This is a genomic window from Gemmatimonadaceae bacterium, assembly GCA_019637445.1.
GTDB lineage: Bacteria > Gemmatimonadota > Gemmatimonadetes > Gemmatimonadales > Gemmatimonadaceae > Pseudogemmatithrix.
In genome coordinates, this window is record JAHBVS010000003.1 from 36604 (window position 1) to 54305 (window position 17702).

The following is a 17702-nucleotide window of genomic DNA, read 5'->3' on the forward strand; positions in this document are numbered from 1 at the left end:
TTCACGCTTGCCGCCTCGCCCTGCTCTGCATTCGATGACCGCCCCCGACGCTGACCGCCGCACCCCGCCGACGCAGGAGTCCCTCCTGGCCCGGCGAGCGCTGTTGCTGCTGGCGCTCTACGTCACCGTGCGCGCGGTCTTCCTCGTCGACAACCGCTCGGCGTTCGCCGATAGCTCGTGGACGGGCATCGCCGGGGCCTTTCTGCACGGCCTGCGCTTCGATCTCTCGGCGATCGCCTACTCGAACCTGCCGTTCGTGTTGCTGAGCCTCGCACCGGCGGCGTTGCTGGCGCGGCGCTGGTATCAGCGGGCGCTGTTCGCGGTCTTCGTACTCGTGAACGCCACGCTCACCGTCATCATGATGGGCGACGTGGGCTACTTCCCGTTCACGGGCACGCGGGTAACGCTGGATGTCTTCGCGCTCAGCAACGAGGCGCAGGCGCAGGCGGGGCAGCTCTTCGTGAACTTCGCGGGCCTCACCGCGATCGGCCTTGCACTGATCGCCGGCTTGGTCTTCCTGTATCCGCGTGCCCGCGACGGTGTGGCGCCGCGCCGCAGCTGGCTTCAGGCCGCGGGCCGCACGCTGGGCGTGGTGCTGCTCACGTTCCTTGCCGCGCGCGGCGGCTGGCAGAAGAAGCCCCTCAAGCCGATCCACGCCTTTGCCGCCGGCGAGCACGCGCTGGGCATCCTCACGCTGAACAGCGCGTTCACGATGCTGCACTCGGAGTCGCGTGGACGGCTCACGCCGCTCGACTTCTTCGCAAGTGACGCCGAGGTCGAGGCCCGGCTGCCGGCGCCGTACGGCGGCGCGGCACGGGTGCCGCCGGCCCCGCGCCCGCAGAATGTCGTGCTGTTGGTACTCGAGAGCTTCGGCACCGAGTACTGGGGTGCGGACGATCGCGAGGCGCCCGAGCTCACGCCCTTCCTCGACTCGCTGGCGCAGCACGGCGTCTTCTATCGCGACGCCTTCGCCAACGGCCGTCGTTCGATGGACGCCTTGCCCAGCCTGCTGCTCGGCGTGCCGCTCTACTACGGCCGTTCAATTGCGGTATCGGCCTACCAAGGCAATGAGTGGCGTGGGCTGGGGCACTTCCTCGCCGAGCAGGGCTACCACTCGAGTTTCTTCCACGGCGCGCCCAAGGGCACGATGTTCTTCGACGCCATCGCGGCGATGTCGGGCATCGAGGAGTTCATCCCGCTGGAGGCGTATCCCGACTCGCTGCAGCGTGCGGCCTTCGACGGACACTGGGGACTCTTCGACGAACCCGCGCTGCAGTACGCGGCCCGCACGCTGAGCACGCACCGCGAGCCCTGGTTCACCACGCTGTTCACCATCAGCACGCACCATCCGTATCGCGTGCCGGAGCGCTATCGCGACTCGCTGCCTACGGGCACGCGCGAGATCCACCAGAGCGTGGCCTACGTGGACCTCGCGGTGCGCCGCTTCTTCGAGGCCGCGCGGCAGCAGCCGTGGTTCGCGCACACGCTGTTCGTCATCACCGGCGACCACACGGCGCCGTTGCGCGCGCCCCGCTACGACACGCCGATCGGCCGCTACCTGGTACCCGTGCTGCTGTATCATCCCACGCAGTCGCTCGCGGGCTTGGACTCCACGCGCATCATCCAGCACGCGGACCTGTTCAAGACCATCCTCGACTACGCTGGCGCGCGGCCCGAGCGTGTGCCGCGCTTCGGGCAGTCGTTGTTCGCTGACGCCGAAGGTGAGGCTGTGCTGTCCAGCGACGAGACCTTCTGGCTGGTGCGGCGCGAGGGCGTGCTGGAGCGGCTGCCCGACGGGCAGGAGCGCAGCGTGGCGTACTCGCGGGAGACCACGGGCGGAACGCCCGCGTCGCTGCCCAGCGAACGCGTGACGGCGATGTCCGCCAAGCTCAAGGCACAGTTGCAGCACTTCGTGAACTCGATGGTGGGCAACTCGTTCTACCGCTCCGAAGGCACACCGTGAGCACCGAGCGACGCTTTGCGCTGCTCGCGTGCTTCGCCTTTGCGCTGCGGGCCGCGCTGATCCTCTGGCTGCGCACCTGGATGGGTGATGCCGGCGCCTACGAGCACGAGGAGATCGCACAGGCCCTGCTGCGCGGCGAGGGCTTTGTCTTTCGGTTCTTCTCGGATGTGCCCGAGCCCACCGGGCACCAAGCGCCCGCGATCCCGATGCTGCTGGCCCTCGGCTACTGGATCTTCGGCTCTGGCTCCGCGATGGGACGCCTGTTCGTCGAGTTGGTCTTCGCAGTGCTGGCGGCTGGCGGCGCCATCGCGCTCGGGCGACTGGCGCTGCGTTGGTGGAGCGAACGTGCCGCCATCGCCGCGATGCTCATCTTCGCCTGTTACCCCGCCTTCATTTACCTGCCCACGCGCATCCAGTCCGTGAACTGGACCGTGCCCTTCCTGTTGTTCGCGCTCGCCGGCTTCGTGGCGATGTCTGAAGGGCGGGGCAGCACACGCACCGCGGTCTGGACCGGCGTCGCCGGCGGGCTCGGCGCGCTTGGCGAGCCAATCCTTGCCGCGCCCTTCGGACTCTGCTGGCTCTGGCTGCTGTGGCAGGAACGCGGCGCGCCGCGGCGACCACTGTTGGTGGCGGCGACTGCCGCGCTCGTGCTCGCGCCCTGGCTGCTGCGCAACGCGGTGGTACTGGGCGCGCCAGGCTTCGTGAAGTCCTCATTCGGCTACGTGGCGTGGCAGGGCAACCACGTCGGGGCCTCGGGCACGGACAAGCGTCCGGTGTCGTCGGAGGTGGCGGACGCTCTCGCGTGGAAGATTGGCGGCGGCCCGGCAACGGAGGCACTGCTCGACGCCGCGCGCGCCGAGGCGGTGAGCGTGGACAGTGCGCTCCGCGCCGCCGACAGCGCGGCGATTCGTGCGTTGCCGACTGAACGCGAACGGATGCACTGGTTCCGCGCTCGGCTGCTCGAGGACCTGCGCCGTGAGCCGACCGCGTACCTGAGGGTCGCGGTGAAGCGGCTTGGGATGCTGCTGTGGTTCGATCCCACCAACCCGCGCGCCTTCGTGGCCGCGTATCGCCTGCCGTACCTCGTGCTGGCCGCGGCGGCGCTCGTTGGCCTCGCCCTCATCGGTCGGGCCGGCCGTCGCGACCGGCGATGGCCGCCCGGCTACGCCTACTGGCTGCTCTCGTTGCTCGGCCTCTCGCTGGTCTTCGTGGGGATCATCGCCAGCGCGCGCTTCCGCCTGCCGATTGAACTCCTGCTCGTGCTGCCGGCGGCGTACGTGGCGCATCGCCAAGTTGTCCCCACTCCGTCCGACCGCCACCTTTAGAGCGTGCAGAACCCCAAGGGCATCCTCGCCGAGGAGCGGGCCAGTCTCGTCACCGTGTCGGTGGTCGTCATCGCCGCGGTGGCCATTGCGTTCGCGCTGGCGTACACGCGGCCGCTGCTGGTGCCCTTCGTGCTGGCGGTCTTCATCTACTATCTCGTCTCGCCCATCGCGGACCTGCTGGAATCCAAGGTGCGCTTCCCGCGCTGGGCGTCCACCGTGGTCACGATGGCGGTGGTGGGCGTGGGCGTGTTCCTCGTCGGCCTGCTCTTCGTCACCTCGGGTCGCGGCCTGACGGAATCGGCCGACATCTATCGCGAGAAGCTGATCGATGTCGCGCGGCAGGTGACGGCGTGGCTCGACTCCCGCGGCGTGCAACTCAGCCAGGACACGCTCGTCGACACGATGCGCAACCTGCCGGTGTCACGCCTCGTGCAGGCCTCGGCCGAGTCGGCGTTCACGCTGGTGAGCAACGGCACGCTGGTGCTGATCTTCGTCATCTTCCTGCTGCTGGGCCGTCGGCGCGAGATGATCAAGAGCCCCGTCTTCCGACAGATCGACCGCGACATCCGCCGCTACCTCGTCATCAAGTTCCTCATCTCGACGATGACGGGCTTCCTGATCTGGGTGATCCTCACGGCCTTCGGGCTGGAACTGGCGCTGGTGTTCGCCGTGCTGACCTTCGTGCTCAACTTCATCCCGAGCATCGGGTCGATCGTCGCCACGCTGCTGCCGATCCCGATTGCGCTGGTGCAGTACGAGACGCTGGGGCCGGTCATCGCCATCTTCGTGTTGAGCAGTGTGGTGCAGATGGTGATCGGCAACGGATTGGATCCGATGCTGATGGGCCAAAACCTTGACCTGAGCCCGGTGACGATCGTGGCGGCCCTCGTCTTCTGGGGCCTGCTCTGGGGCGTGGTCGGGATGCTGCTCGCGGCGCCGCTGACGGCGATCCTCCGCATCGTGTTGGGGCAGTTCGAGACGACGCGGCCGGTCGGTGAACTGCTTGCGGGACGATTACCGCAAGGCGGATTCACCGCCGAGATGCCCGTGGTGCGTCCTGACGAGGCGGGCGCGGGAGGCGACGAGGACGGCGGAGCCGCGGAGAGTGCGCGCGACGGCGCGCCCTCGCGACCGGCGGCTTGACTGGCGCTCCGGCGTCAGTTCCACTAGTTCTGTAGGACAGCCGCCAGGGGTACTTCGCGAGTGCGAAGTTGAGACAGTCCCTTGGAACCTGACCCGGTTCACACCGGCGTAGGGAGCGCGGCGAGTGTCGTGAGTGCCGCTGCATGGGGCCACGCCACCCGCCTGCCGGGTGACGTGGCCTTTGTCGTTTCTGGCCACGCCACTCGGCAGGACTCGCAGCGACGGCGCCCTCACGTCTCACCGAGGACACCGCGAATGTACGACTGCCGCACGATGGACCGATGGAACGCTCGACTGCTTGTTGCCGCAGGTCACGCGGCCGCTGCGGGCTGCTTGGCCCTGCTGCTGTCTTCGCCACTGGACGCCCAGCAATCGCCACGCGACTCGACCGCTGCTCGTGACACGCTCGAGAGCGTGGTCATCCGCGCCCTGCGCGCCGGTGGCGCTACGCCCACCTCGCAGACCACGCTCGACCGCCGCACGATCGAGCGCACGTATGCGGGGCAGGACGCGCCGCTGGCGCTGCTCGGCGCCACGGGCATCACCGCCGCCTCGGACGCCGGCGCGTTTTCGGGTTACAGCTCCATCCGCCTACGCGGCGTGGACCAGACGCGCCTCGCCATCTCGGTGGACGGCGTCCCTCTCAACGATCCTGAAGACCAGGTCCTGTACTTCTCAAACGTACCGGACTTCATGAACTCGATGCACAGCGTGCAGGTGCAGCGCGGCGTGGGCTCCAGCGCCTTCGGCACGGCGTCCTTCGCCGGCTCGCTGGACTTCCAGAGCCTGCCGCTGATGACCACCGAGCGTTTCGCCGAGGGACAGCTCACCGGCGGGAGCTGGGGCACGCAGCGCGTGAGCGTTGAGGGCGCGACAGGTCTCGTGAACGGCTTCGCCGCCTACGGCCGCGTCTCGACGCAGGAGACTGTTGGCTACCGCGAGCACTCCGGCAACGAAGCGCTGTCGGGCTTCGTGAGCGCCGGGTGGTTCGGCTCGCGTGATGCGCTCAAGCTCACCGGCTTCGCCGGCAGATCGAAGATGCAGCTCGCCTACTACGCTCCCAGCGAAGCGGAACTCGAGGCCAATCCTCGCACGAACGTGATGGGACGGGACGAGCGCGACGACTTCCGTCAGGAGATGCTCTCGCTTCAGTACACGCGGGTGCTGCGTCCGGGAGTGACCGTCACCACCACTGGCTATCGCAACTCGGCAGGCGGTTGGTACGACGTGGACGTCGGCGACCCCACGCTGTGGCGCTTCAATCTCGACCACGTGTGGTACGGGCTGCTGTCCACGCTGAACTATGATCGCGAGGGCCTTAGCGTCTCCGCGGGCGCACATCTCAGCCGCTACGCGCGCGACCACTTTCTCAACATCAAGCCGGACACGCGCACGCGCATCTACGACAACACGGGCCACAAGGCGGAGCAGAGTGCCTTCGTGAAGGCGACCGTCACGCGTGGTGCCTTCGACTGGACCGGCGACCTGCAGCTGCGCCGCGCCGCGTTCCGGTACGAAGCGACGCCCGGCAACAGCTTCGACACGCCACGCGTCGACTGGCTCTTCATGAACCCCAAGGTCGGCGTCACCTGGCGGGCGCAGCCCGCGCTCTCGCTGTTCGCCTCGCTGGGGCAGGCCAGCCGAGAGCCCACCCGCAGCGACATGTTCGCCGGCGCCGACGATATGGACGACGCGGCGGCCGCCGACCTGCTGCCGCTCTCGCAGGTAAAGCCCGAACGACTCACCGACGTCGAAGTGGGTGCGCGCTGGCGGCGCGGCACACTGCAGGCAAGCGTGAACGGCTTCGCGATGTGGTTCCAGGACGAGATCGCCGCCATCGGCGCCATCGCCGTGACGGGCAGCCAGCTGCGCAAGAACGTGGATCGCTCGACACGGCTTGGCGTCGAGGGTGAGCTCGCCTGGCAGGTGCATCGTCGGCTCTTGGTCACGGGCAACGCGATGCTCATGCGCGCGCGCATCGCCGAGTACACGGACGAAGCTTCGGCCACGACCTACACGGATGTGGCGCCGGTGCTCTCGCCGGCCGTCATCGCCAACGCGCAGTTGGCCTGGCAGGCCGCGTCGGCGCTGGAACTGACGCTGTCCGGGCGCCACGTGGGTGAGTCACAGCTCGCCAATGATGGCAACGCGGCGCTGGTGACACCCGCCTTCACGCTGGCGGACTTGGGCCTGGCCTACACGGTCGGGCGCTCCGCGCTGCGCGTGCAGGTGCAGAACCTCTTCGATGCCACCGCCTACGCCAGCGGCTACACGGACGGCTCCGTCCGCTACTTCTTCCCAGTGGCGGCCCGCACCGTGCTGGCCACCGTGACCGTGGGATTCTAAGTTGCAGGCATGACGCGTCCGCGCTCGCTGCAGGAGGAGCTGCAGCAGTCCAAGCCCTTTGACACGCCGGCTGACGAGGCCGTGGTGGCCCTGATGCGCACCGCGGCCCTCGTCCGGCGCGCCATCGCGAAGCGCGTGGAGCCGTACGGGATCTCCGTGGCGCAGTACAACGTGCTGCGGATCCTGCGCGGGGCGGGGAAGGACGGGCTGCCCACGCTGGCCGTGCGCGATCGCTTGATCGAGGAGGCGCCGGGCATCACGCGCCTGGTGGACAAGCTCGAGCAATCAGGGTTGGTGCGGCGCGCGCGCACGGGCTCGGACCGGCGCGTCGTGCACTGCGTCATCGCCGAGAAGGGCCTGCGATTGCTCGATGCGATGGACACGCTGATTCGGGAGACAGGCCGGCTCGTCAGTGACGGCCTGCCCCGGGAGGAGGACCAGCGTGCGCTGAACGCCTTGCTCGCGTCCGTGCGCGACGGCGTGCAGGACGACTAGGGCCGCGCGGCCGGCCGCCGCACCTCGCGGATGCTGACGATGCGGTCGCCCTCGAGCGCGGCGTCGGCGATGTCCATCCCCTCCACGACCTCGGCGAACACGGTGTAGTCCCCGACCAAGCGGGCATTGTCGCGCAGGTTGATGAACCACTGCGCGTCGCCGGTGTCGTGCCCGCGCGTGCTCATCCCCACCGATCCGCGCGGATGCGCGATGGTGCCCAGTTCGTCCACGAGGAAGCGCGCGTCGCCCACGTACTCGTTGGCGCCGGCGCTGCCGCCCTGCAGCACGAAGTCGTACTCGGCACGGTGCCAGCTCGTGTTGTTGTAGTGGCCGCTGCGCGCGAGGTCGAGCACGCGCGCTGCCATGATTGGCGCGACGTCGCCGCGCAGGCGCACGGTGAAGTGCCCGCCGCCGTGTTCCGGCGCCATCAGCACCTCGAGGTACCGCTCGGCCCCGAGCGCGAGGGCCACCGCGTCGCGTCCGAGTTGCGCTGGGCGCGCGGGCGCACGGTCGTCGCTCGCGGGGCGGCCGAGCATCGCCAGCAGTGCCACGCGGACATCGCGCTCGGAGGCAATGGCGTGCGCCGTGAAGCGAGCCAGTGCACGCTCAGCGGCGGCGCGGAGCGCCGGATCACCGACTACACCTGCAGTGATCGCGGCCGCACGCACCGCCTGCGCCTCCTCGCGCTCCAGGGCCCGCAGCAGCAATGGCGTTGCGGGAGTCTGTTTCGCGCTGCGCATCGCATCGAAGGCCGCCTCGGCGACATTGGCGTCACGATCGTCCGCGAGCGCGACCAGGGTCGTACTGTCGCGCAGCAGGCCGGCAGCGCGCGCCGCGTACTGCCGCACATTCCATTGCCGATGGGAGGCCAGTCTCGGGAGACGTTGGCGCGCTTCGTCCGGCCGCAGGCGAGCGAGCGCCACGATACCGTGCGCGCCCAGGTGCCAGGAGGCCTGCGCGCGCTGGTGCGTCGAGGTCGCCATCGGCAGCGCATCGACCCATGCTCGCAGCGTCGCGCCGACGGCTTCGTCCGTCGCGCACGAAGCTCGCAGCAGCGCGGCCGCGCGGACCTGCACCGCGACCACCGCGTCCGTCAGCCCCCGCTGCATCGCGGCGCAGTCATCCCGGCTGCCCGCGAGCGCCCGGTAGCGCGCCTTCCAGCCGGGCTCCGGCCAGGTCACTGTAGCGCGCAGGCGCCCGCCGAGCAGGGTGTCGCGCGCCGCAAAGGTCGAGTCGGCGATGCGTGCCCGCGCCCGCGCGGCGAGGCCCGATATCATCGGATCACGATGCCGCACCCCTTCCGCCAAGGCGGCGGCAGACAGCTCGCGCGCGTCCTCGGCGAGCAGAATCCGCCGCACGATAGCCGAGTCGGCAACGGTGTATGCGGCCTGGGCCGCGCCCATCGCCGGCGCCACCGCCAGGGCCAGCAGGGCGGCCGCGGCCGCCGTCACTCGGATCATCCGTCGCGCAGTTCGCATCCGCCGAAGCTACACCGCCTCCCACCACCCTGTCAGTCGCATTTCCGCACCGGTAACTTTCCCCGTATGCTCGTCATCAAGTTCCTCCAGACGCTGTTCAAGGCGCTGAACTCGGACGGCACCCCCGGCCAAGTCGGGATGGGGATGGCCATCGGCCTCGCCTTCGGTCTCACACCGCTGCTCTCCTTGCACAACCTCGTGGTGCTCGCGGTCGCGATGCTCAGCACCGTCTCGATGCCCGGCGTGTTCCTCGGCTGGGCCATCGCCACGCCGCTGGGCTTCATGCTCGACCCCCTCTTTGACCAGCTGGGGATGGCCATCCTCACGCAGGATGCGCTGACGCCCTTCTTCGTCTGGGTCGTGAACACGCCAGTGATTGCGCTCTCGCGATTGAACAACACGATCGTGATCGGCAGCCTTGTGGCCTGGCTGCTCCTGCTCATCCCGGCCTTCTTTGGCTTCCGGACCTTCGTCGTCCAGTACCGCGCACACATCTACGCCCGCGTCCAGCAGTGGAAGGTCGTGCAACTGCTCAAGACCTCGAAGCTGTACCAGCTCTACGAGCTCTTCCGGCCATGAAATACATCCGCTGGAAGGCCCTGCTGCCCCTGAGCGTCACGCTGCTGCTGATCGCCGTGCTGACGTACCTCTTCAAGGACAAGGCGGTGGAGTGGACCGTGGAGCGCGGCGGCACGGCAGCCGTTGGTGGCCGCGTAGACCTCGCGTCCGCGTCTGTCTCATTGGGCGAGGGCAGCGTCACGCTGCGTGGGCTCGATGTCACCAATCCCAACAAGCCGATGACCAACCTCGTCTCGGCCGAGGAGCTGGTGCTCGACATTGGGCTGTTGCCCGCGCTGGAGCGGAAAGTCGTCATCGACACGATGGCCGCGCGCGGCATTCGCTTCAACACGCCGCGTGAGACCTCGGGCGCGATTCCACGCGACCCGAACGCCAAGCCCGACGAGCCAAGTCAGGTCGTCGAGGACTTCAAGCGCGGCATCAAGATTCCGCCGCTCGAACTCAGCACGCTGACCAAGTCGGTGAACGTAGCCGGCATCTCCGCGGAGTCGCTGGCCACGCTGCGCGAGGCACGCCACGCGCAGGCCTACGCCGACACCGCGCGCGACAAGCTCTTGGCGGACCTGCGGGCCGCTGACCCACGCCCTGCCATCGACTCCGCGGAGGCCTTGGCGCGGCGCCTTGGAAGCGCGAACCTCCGGACCCTTGGGATTGCAGGCGCACGGCAAGCGGTAACCGACGTCCGGCGCACGCTACGCGACCTCGAGCAGATCGACGACCGCCTCCGACAGTTCGAGGCGGAAACGCGCGGCAACGCCGCCGGCCTGCAGGACCGCGTGAACGCCATCTCCGCGGCGCGCACGCAGGACTACGCCTACGCCAGATCGCTGCTGCAACTGCCGAGCTTCGACCTGCCCTCCATCGGCCCGCAGCTGTTCAGCGACCTGATTGCCGAACAACTCGGTGACGTGATGTACTGGGTGGCCAAGGCCGAGCAGTACCTGCCGCCTGGTCTGGAGCGACAGTTCCAACCCGGCCCCAAGCGTGTCCGCGCCTCGGGCACGGATGTCATCTTCCCGAAGGCTACGGTCTATCCGCAGTTCCTGCTGCGGCTCGCCGAGCTCTCGTTGGCGGTCGGTGGCACGGGCGCGAGTGCGGGGGACTACGACGCGCGCATCGTGGGCCTCACGTCCGAGCCCAGCGTCTACGGCGCGCCGACCACCTTTTCGGTGAATCGCGCGGCCGGCCAGCGCGGGCCGTCCGACGTCGGCGTGGTTGGGATGTTTGACCATCGCCAGCAGCCGGTGCGTGACACGGTCGCCGCGCGCTTCCGCGGCATTACGCTGCCGACGTTCCCGCTCGGCGGACTCGGCGGCGCGGTGCAGCTCAATGCCGGCTTGAGCGACCTCGTGATCCGTCGTACCGGAGATGCGCTCGACGGCCGCTGGCTCTGGCGCGCCCCGAAGGTCACCTGGGTCCGCGATACCACGCGCCCGGCCGCGGCTGACGCCAAGATCCGTATCGTCGAGGACGCGCTTTGGCGCGCACTCGGCCGCATCGACTCCGTTGAAATCGAGGCCCGCATCGGCGGTACAATGCGCAACCCGACCCTCGGCGTGCGCACGAACATCGCCAACGCCGTCGGCAACGCCCTGCGCGACCAGCTCGGCGACGAGGTGCGGCGCGCCGAACAGCAGGTGCGTCAGCGCGTGGACCAGCTGGTGGACAGCAAGGTCGCCGAGGCGCGCGCCGCCGCCGACCAGGCGCGGAGCCAGGTCAGCAGCCGCATCGCCGAGGAACGCCAGCGGCTCGAGACGCAGAAGCAGGCGCTGGAAGCTCGGCTGCGCGAGCTGACGCGCATCCCCGGCATCGGATCACTCTAGGAGCCCCACGCGATGGGTATTGGACGTTCCCTCCTCCTGGCCGCAGCCAAGAGCGACGCGCTCAACCGCTTCGCCACGCGCAGCGCCGTCGTGCGCCGCGCCACCAAGGCGTTCATGCCCGGTGAGAAGATGGATGACGGACTCGCCGCCGGCACCGCCATTGCCGACAGCGGGCGCAAGCTGCTCTACACGCGACTCGGCGAGGCGCTGACACGCGCCGAGGACGCCGTGCCCGTGCGCGAGCACTACCTGCAACTCTTCGACGCCATCAAGGCGCGCGGGCTGCCGGCCGAGGTCAGTGTGAAGCCCACGCAGCTCGCGCTCGACCAGTCGATGGACCTCTGCGTCGAACATTGCCTCGCCCTGGCGGCCAAGGCTGAGTCGGTGGGCTCGGCGCTCTGGCTGGATATGGAAGACCACACGTATGTGGACCGCACGATCGACCTCTATCGCCGCGTGCGCGCCGTGCACGGGCGCGCCGGCCTCGCGATGCAGGCGTATCTGTATCGCACCATGGACGACCTCGAGGCATTGCTGCCGGTGAAGCCGACGATTCGCCTCGTGAAGGGCGCCTACGCCGAGCCGGCCAACGTGGCGTATCCCAAGAAGGCCGACACCGACGCGGCCTTCGAGCGTCTGGCGCAGCGGATGCTGCAGGCCGCGCGTGAGGAGGCCTGCACGCCGATCCTTGGCACGCACGACATCCCAATGCTGCGGCGCATCGTGGCGCAGGCGCGCACGCTTGGCGTCCCGCAGGGCCGCTACGAGGTGCACATGCTCTACGGCATCCGCGAGCGCGAGCAGATGCAGCTGCGCGGCGAGGGCGAGACGGTCGCCACGCTGATCTCCTACGGCGACGCCTGGTACCGCTGGTATATGCGTCGCCTCGCCGAGCGCCCGGCGAACGTGGGGTTCGTCGTGCGCTCGATGTTCAGCTGATCGCTACCGCGGGAACACGAAGGTCCGGTAGCTGATCTTCCGCTGCGCCACCGCCTTCACCACGTCCGTGGTGGAGATGATGCCGACCAGCTTCTCGCCCTCCACCACCGGCAGGCGGTGGATGTTCGATTCCTGCAGCACCTCGGCCACGCGGTTCGCCGGCGCCTCGGGATCGATCGTCGTCAGCGGCGCGCGGGTCATCGCTTCCTCAACCGTGTGATCATCGAGGATGCCGTGCTCCATCCCGCCGCTCACGGCCTCGGGGTCGGCCGGCAGCGAGGAGATGAACTCCAGCAGATCGGCCGCGCTGACCATCCCGACCAGTTTGCCGAGCCGCACCACCGGTGCGCCGCTCACGTGTTCGGTGGCGAGCAGCTCCGCCGCCTCGCGGACGCTGGTGTTGGGGGCGAGGGTGAGCACCTCGCGGGTCATGAGATCCTTGACCTTGAGCATCGTTCCTCCGGCGTCGAGGGCGGGCCAGCGACCCAGTGGCGATGAACTGCCGCCGGCCGTGGCGAAACACGCAGTACCACTGTTGAATATCGGAGCGGGGCAGGGCCGTGCAGTCGGGCGCTGCCGCACCCGCGCTGCGGGTTCCCCTGACGTGGTGCTTGCCGATGTCGACCTACCATATTACTGTATCGGCGTAAGGTGCAAGGCGATGCCCCCTCTTCCCGACACGAGGTCTTGAACGGATGCGGATGACTCTCTCCTGGCCCGCGGCGCTCGCGATGGCCGCTGCCCTCACCGCCTGCGGTGGTGCCGACCCCGCGGCCGATGGCGCGGCCGTCCAGTTCTCCGAAGCCAACTGGAAGCCGCTGCGCGAAGCCGACATTCCCAATGACTCGATGGGCGCCTCGATCCGTCGCGGCCTTACCTTGATGCGCTTCACGCCGGAGTCACTGCCGCAGTATGCCACCTCCGGCCTGCGTTGCACCTCCTGCCACCAGGAAGACGGGCTCAAGGTCACGGCTGCCCCGCTCACCGGCTCCCACGCGCGCTATCCCAAGTACATGGGACGCACCGGCGCCGTGGTCGACCTCTCGGACCGCATCAACTACTGCTTCACGCGCTCCCTGGCGGGCAACGCGCTGCCCAAGGAAAGCCGCGAGATGACGGACCTGCTCGCGTACATGAAGTTCATCTCCACGGACGTGCCCGTCGGCGTGCAGATCGCCGGCACCGACGGCCTCATCAAGATGCCGAACATGCTCGATGGCAACGCCGAGCGCGGCAAGGCGCTGTACGTGGAGAAGACCTGCTCGACCTGCCACGGCCCGAACGGCGAAGGTCTCGGCATCCTGCCGCCGCTCTGGGGCGCGCGGTCGTACTCCATTGGCGCCAGCATGTCGCGCCTCGAGCGCGCGGCGAGCTTCATCTACCACAACATGCCGCAGACGATGCCGGGCACCCTGACCGAGCAGGAGGCCTTCGACCTCTCGGCGTACATCAACAGCCAGCCGCGTCCCGACTCGCCCGGCAAGGAGCTGGACTTCCCGGCCGGCGGCAACGCGTCGGACGTGCCGTTTGACCTGAACTCCGGGCACAAGGGCTTCCGTCCGCCGCCGCTGCTGCCGCGCGCGACCCCGCAGAAGAGCCTCGTGCCGGCGCCACCGCGCGCCGCGGGAATGGGGCGCTGATGGCGCGAAAGCTCACGCGACGTGAAATGATCGCGGGGACGGCGACGGCACTCGGTGCCGCCGCCGTCGCGAACGTCGAGGCCCAGCAATCGGCATCGCCGACCGCTGCGGCCGCGCCGACGGTGCCTGCCGATCCCACCAAGCTGCAGGGCCAGCCCACCAGCGCGCTCGGCGCACGCTCGCCCTTCGTGAAGCCGATGCGTGGTCCGCGCACTGGCGAGACCACGGGTTCGTCGTACACGCCGCTGCAGGATCTCACGGGCCCCATCACTCCCGCCGACCTGCACTTCGAGCGGCACCACGCGGGCATCCCGGTCATCGACCCGGCGCGCCACCAGCTGATGATCCACGGCCTCGTGGACCGTCCGGTCACGCTCTCGCTCGACGACATCAAGCGCTTTCCGCAGGTCACGCGCACGCACTTCATCGAGTGTTCGGGCAACGGCCGCAACGCGTTCCGCCATCCCAAGCCGGACCTCACCCCGCAGCAGGTCTCCGGGATGCTGTCCACGTCGGAATGGACCGGCGTGCCGCTGGCCACCCTGTTCCGCGAAGTGGGCGCCAAGCCCGAGGCCAGCTGGTTCCTCGCCGAGGGCGGCGATGCCTGTATGATGACGCGCTCCGTGCCAATGACGAAGGCCTGGGACGATGCGCTGATCGTGTGGGCACAGAACGGCGAGCCGCTGCGCCCGTCCCAGGGCTATCCGCTGCGCCTGCTGCTGCCGGGCTGGGAGGGCAACATCAACGTGAAGTGGCTGCGCCGCCTCGAACTCGGCACGCGCCCCTGGCGCACGCGCTGGGAGACGAGCAAGTACACGGACCCGGTGCCGGGCAACAAGGCGCGCGAGTTCACCTTCGAGAACGACGTTAAGTCGATCATCACGATGCCGTCGTTTCCCGGCAAGCTCACGGCGCGCGGCTGGCACTCGGTGCAGGGCCTCGCCTGGAGCGGACGCGGGCGCGTGACGCGCGTGGAGGTCAGCGCGAACGGCGGACGCTCCTGGGAGGACGCCGAGCTGATGGGTCCGGCACTGCCCAAGGCCGCCGTGCGCTTCCAGTACATGCTCGACTGGCAGGGTCGCGAGACCGTGTTGATGAGCCGCGCCACCGACGAGGCCGGCTACACGCAGCCCACGCGCACCGTGCTTCTCGAGGCGCGCGGACTCGGCACCGACTACCACTTCAACCAGATCGTGGGCTGGAAGGTGGCCACGGATGGTGCGGTGACCTTCCACGGGGAGAGCTGATGCGTCGCACCGCGCGAGTGATGCCCGTGGCCGTGGCTGCCGGTCTGATGTCGATGGCTTGCTCTGCATCGGAGTCCCGGCCAGCAGCGTCGGCGGCCGATGCGACCGTTGCCTACGCTGCGCCGCGCGAGTACGCGGCGGGGCACTTCAAGATCGGCAGCACGCCGAGTGCCGCACAGCTCGCCGCCTGGGACACCGACATCGGGCCCGAGGGCGCCGAGTTGCCAGCCGGCCGCGGCAGCGCCCGCGACGGCGAACAGATCTTCAAGGCGCAGTGCGCGGCCTGCCACGGCGCCAACGGGCAGGGCATCGAGCCGGTGTATCCGCAACTCGTGGGTCGCGACCCGCGCGGCGAGGACTTCAACTTCTCCGCCGATCCCTCCGTGCCGCGCACCATCGGCAACTACTGGTCGCACGCCACTACGCTCTACGACTACATCCGCCGCGCGATGCCGCTGTTCACCCCGGGCTCGCTGACGGCGGACGAGACCTACGCCGTGACGGCGTACCTGCTGGCCGCCAACAAGGTCATTCCCGATACCGCCACCTTGGACGCCGCCACCCTGCGCGCCGTACAGATGCCCGCCCGTGATCGCTTCGTTCCCGACGACCGTTCTCCCTCCACGAGGTAGCTGATGAGCGCACCTGCCGTTCCATCCACCGCCCCCGCGGCCGCCACGCGCAGTGGCCTGCCGCCCTGGGCATCGTTGGGCATCATCTTCGGGCTCGTCGGCGCCGCGTCGATCGTGCTCTTCGGCCCCATCGGCGTCTCGAGCACCTATCCGCGTTTCGTCGGCGAGGTCGCCCGCGCCCTCGACCCGGCCTTCGCTGAGTCGAATCCGTACCTCGTGCGGATGGGCGCGCTGCTGCGCCCCGAGACCTTCCTCGTCGTCGGCCTGCTGATCGGCGGCTTCCTCGGCGCCCGCAAGGACACCGTGAAGGCGCCCAAGGTCGAGAACCCGCACGCCGGCGTCGAGACCAACACGCGGCGCTACACGGAGGCCTTCCTTGCCGGCTTCCTCATCCTCTTTGGCTCGCGCCTCGCGGGCGGCTGCACCAGCGGCCTCATCATCTCCGGCATGACGCAGTTGAGCATCGCCGGCTTCGTGTTCGCCGCCGGCGTGTTCGCCACCGGCATCGGTACCGCCAAGTTGATGCACGCCATGCGCGTGGGAGGCAACTGAGATGATGGCCAACATCTATGGCTTGCTCGTCGGCATCGCGATGGGCGTGCTGATCCAGCGCGTGCGCGCCTCCAGCCCGGCGATGATCCTCAAGAACCTCCGGCTCGAGAACATCGCCGTCATCAAGTTCATGGCGATGACCATCGCCGTGGGCATGATCACGGTGTACACGCTCAACCTGTTCATCCCGAACCTGCTGCACTTCGACATCAAGCCCACGTACCTGGTGGGCGTGCTCGTCGGTGGCCTGATCTTTGGCGTTGGCTTCGGGTTGGGTGGCTATTGCCCGGGGACCTGCGTGGTCGGCATCGGCGAAGGCCGGCGGGATGCCTGGTTCGCGGTGGCCGGCGGCGTGGCCGGCGCGCTGGTGTTCTCGCTGGTCTATGCCAGCGCCATCCAGCCGATCATCCAGCTGATGGACTTCGGACGCATCACGCTACAGGACGTGCTGCACGTGCCGGCCATCGTGGCCGCGCTCGGCGTGGGCATCCTCTTCTTCGTGGTGCTGCGGATGCTGCCCACGGAGATCAAGAAGGCGTGAGTACCAAGAGAACCGCGGCACGGCGTTCGGCGACCCCCGAGTTGTTGACGGAGGTCGCCGCGCGCTTCCGCGCCCTGGCGGAGCCGGCGCGCCTGGCCGTGCTGCACGCGCTTGAGCACGGCGAACTCACCGTGAGCGAGCTGGTGGAGGCCACGGGGCTGGCGCAGGGCAACCTCAGCAAGCATTTGCAGCAGCTGCACGCCGGTGGTTTCGTCTCGCGGCGCCGCGAGGGGATGTTCGTCTACTACGCCCTCGCCGACGACGACGTGCTGGCGCTCTGCGAGTTGATGTGCGGCCGCCTCGAGGGCGAGGTCGAGGCCGTGCGCGCGCTGCTCAGCCGTCGGCGCGCGTAGCGAGATCGGCGGCGCGGCGACCAGGCCGCGCCGCCGCGATGGCTAGAGTGGCCGCCGGAGCAGCGTCGAGAGCCAGTCCTCGGGCAGCGGATCCGTCAGCCCGTAGATGCAGCGCACGGCCAGTTCTATTGCCATCGCGTGCGCGCGCTGGAAGTCCTCGTCGCGCAGCGGCTGTTCGCGCATCGCGCGCGGGACCAGGTCGCGGCCGCGCCGGCTGGGCACGATGACCCGATAGCCCTCCTGCACATCACCCGTCGGCAGGAACCGGATGGTCACCGCATCGGTACCGCCGCCCAGTGAGTCGGGGCGGGGGATCCGCAGCTGCAGCATCCGCGGGCGCTGCACGGCATCGAGTGTCAGCGTCGCCGACCGGTTCCGGCTCGACTCGATGCGATAGTGCCGCGACAGGTTCTCGTCCCAGCCCGCCGCCGGATAGTACCAGCCGGGCCCCCGGCGCTGGATCGCAAACTCGTCCTGCATCCGGGTACGCGAGCAAAACAGGCGCTCGGGGAGGCTGGAGGCGTAGAGCCGCCCCATGGGGGCCGGCGGTGCCAGCGCGGCAATCACCTGCGCGGCAGACGCCGTGGGTGCCTGCGCGATCAGTCCAAGGGCGGCGGTGAGCTGCAGCAGCGTCCGATGCACGGGG

17 protein-coding genes and 1 riboswitch are annotated in these 17702 nt (G+C 69.1%); of the genes, 14 read left to right on the forward strand and 3 right to left on the reverse strand.

Annotated features, from left to right (window positions below):
* The first annotated feature begins 34 nt into the window (after positions 1-34).
* The 5 genes from KF709_13110 to KF709_13130 all read left to right on the forward strand — a co-directional run bounded on the left by KF709_13110 (position 35) and on the right by KF709_13130 (position 7272).
* A complete protein-coding gene (locus KF709_13110) occupies positions 35-1963 on the forward strand; it encodes an LTA synthase family protein (protein MBX3175347.1) in 1929 nt (642 codons plus the stop codon).
* Positions 1960-3288, forward strand: coding sequence for a glycosyltransferase family 39 protein (locus KF709_13115; GenBank protein MBX3175348.1), 1329 nt, complete (start codon positions 1960-1962; stop codon positions 3286-3288). The genes KF709_13110 and KF709_13115 overlap by 4 nt, the downstream gene beginning before the upstream one ends.
* A gap of 3 nt (positions 3289-3291) precedes the next feature.
* Complete coding sequence (locus KF709_13120) at positions 3292-4431, forward strand: AI-2E family transporter (GenBank protein ID MBX3175349.1); 1140 nt, start codon at positions 3292-3294, stop codon at positions 4429-4431.
* Positions 4432-4466: 35 nt separating this feature from the next.
* A riboswitch (TPP riboswitch) is annotated at positions 4467-4564 on the forward strand.
* A 122-nt stretch (positions 4565-4686) separates the two neighbouring features.
* On the forward strand, positions 4687-6777 hold the full coding sequence (locus KF709_13125) for a TonB-dependent receptor (GenBank protein ID MBX3175350.1): 2091 nt from the start codon (positions 4687-4689) through the stop codon (positions 6775-6777).
* Between the two features lie 9 nt (positions 6778-6786).
* Entirely contained in the window at positions 6787-7272 is a 486-nt protein-coding gene (locus tag KF709_13130) for a winged helix-turn-helix transcriptional regulator (protein ID MBX3175351.1), read from the forward strand.
* On the opposite strand, the gene KF709_13135 is transcribed toward KF709_13130, so the two are convergent.
* The gene (locus KF709_13135; protein MBX3175352.1) at positions 7269-8750 is read right to left on the reverse strand and encodes a peptidylprolyl isomerase; all 1482 of its coding nucleotides are present in this window, start codon (positions 8748-8750) and stop codon (positions 7269-7271) included. The two genes, KF709_13130 and KF709_13135, sit on opposite strands and share 4 nt — an antisense overlap.
* Before the next feature lie 66 nt (positions 8751-8816).
* On the opposite strand from KF709_13135, the gene KF709_13140 reads away from it, so the two are divergent.
* The 3 genes from KF709_13140 to KF709_13150 are packed head-to-tail and all read left to right on the forward strand — an operon-like array spanning position 8817 to position 12091.
* Positions 8817-9329: a TIGR03546 family protein gene (locus KF709_13140; GenBank protein MBX3175353.1), complete on the forward strand. Its 513-nt coding sequence runs from the start codon at positions 8817-8819 to the stop codon at positions 9327-9329.
* On the forward strand, positions 9326-11152 hold the full coding sequence (locus KF709_13145; GenBank protein MBX3175354.1) for a TIGR03545 family protein: 1827 nt from the start codon (positions 9326-9328) through the stop codon (positions 11150-11152). Before KF709_13140 ends, KF709_13145 begins: the two co-directional genes overlap by 4 nt.
* 12 nt (positions 11153-11164) lie before the next feature.
* Complete coding sequence (locus tag KF709_13150) at positions 11165-12091, forward strand: proline dehydrogenase family protein (protein MBX3175355.1); 927 nt, start codon at positions 11165-11167, stop codon at positions 12089-12091.
* Between the two features lie 3 nt (positions 12092-12094).
* Here KF709_13150 and KF709_13155 read toward each other — a convergent pair whose 3' ends face one another.
* Entirely contained in the window at positions 12095-12544 is a 450-nt protein-coding gene (locus tag KF709_13155) for a CBS domain-containing protein (protein MBX3175356.1), read from the reverse strand.
* A gap of 242 nt (positions 12545-12786) precedes the next feature.
* Here KF709_13155 and KF709_13160 point away from each other — a divergent pair, with 242 nt between their 5' ends.
* From KF709_13160 to KF709_13185, 6 genes are read left to right on the forward strand one after another with little or no spacing between them, the layout of a single operon-like run.
* A complete protein-coding gene (locus KF709_13160) occupies positions 12787-13731 on the forward strand; it encodes a c-type cytochrome (protein MBX3175357.1) in 945 nt (314 codons plus the stop codon).
* Positions 13731-14978 carry a sulfite dehydrogenase gene (gene soxC, locus KF709_13165; GenBank protein ID MBX3175358.1) on the forward strand — a complete coding sequence of 416 codons (1248 nt, stop codon included), beginning with the start codon at positions 13731-13733 and terminating at the stop codon, positions 14976-14978. Before KF709_13160 ends, soxC begins: the two co-directional genes overlap by 1 nt.
* The gene (locus tag KF709_13170; GenBank protein ID MBX3175359.1) at positions 14978-15610 is read left to right on the forward strand and encodes a cytochrome c; all 633 of its coding nucleotides are present in this window, start codon (positions 14978-14980) and stop codon (positions 15608-15610) included. The genes soxC and KF709_13170 overlap by 1 nt, the downstream gene beginning before the upstream one ends.
* Positions 15611-15613: 3 nt before the next feature.
* Complete coding sequence (locus KF709_13175; protein MBX3175360.1) at positions 15614-16162, forward strand: YeeE/YedE family protein; 549 nt, start codon at positions 15614-15616, stop codon at positions 16160-16162.
* 1 nt (position 16163) lies between these two features.
* A complete protein-coding gene (locus KF709_13180) occupies positions 16164-16703 on the forward strand; it encodes a YeeE/YedE family protein (GenBank protein MBX3175361.1) in 540 nt (179 codons plus the stop codon).
* Positions 16700-17056 carry a helix-turn-helix transcriptional regulator gene (locus tag KF709_13185; GenBank protein MBX3175362.1) on the forward strand — a complete coding sequence of 119 codons (357 nt, stop codon included), beginning with the start codon at positions 16700-16702 and terminating at the stop codon, positions 17054-17056. Before KF709_13180 ends, KF709_13185 begins: the two co-directional genes overlap by 4 nt.
* A gap of 42 nt (positions 17057-17098) precedes the next feature.
* Here the strand turns inward: KF709_13185 and KF709_13190 are convergent, their stop codons facing one another.
* A complete protein-coding gene (locus tag KF709_13190; GenBank protein ID MBX3175363.1) occupies positions 17099-17698 on the reverse strand; it encodes a hypothetical protein in 600 nt (199 codons plus the stop codon).
* Between the last annotated feature and the right edge of the window lie 4 nt (positions 17699-17702).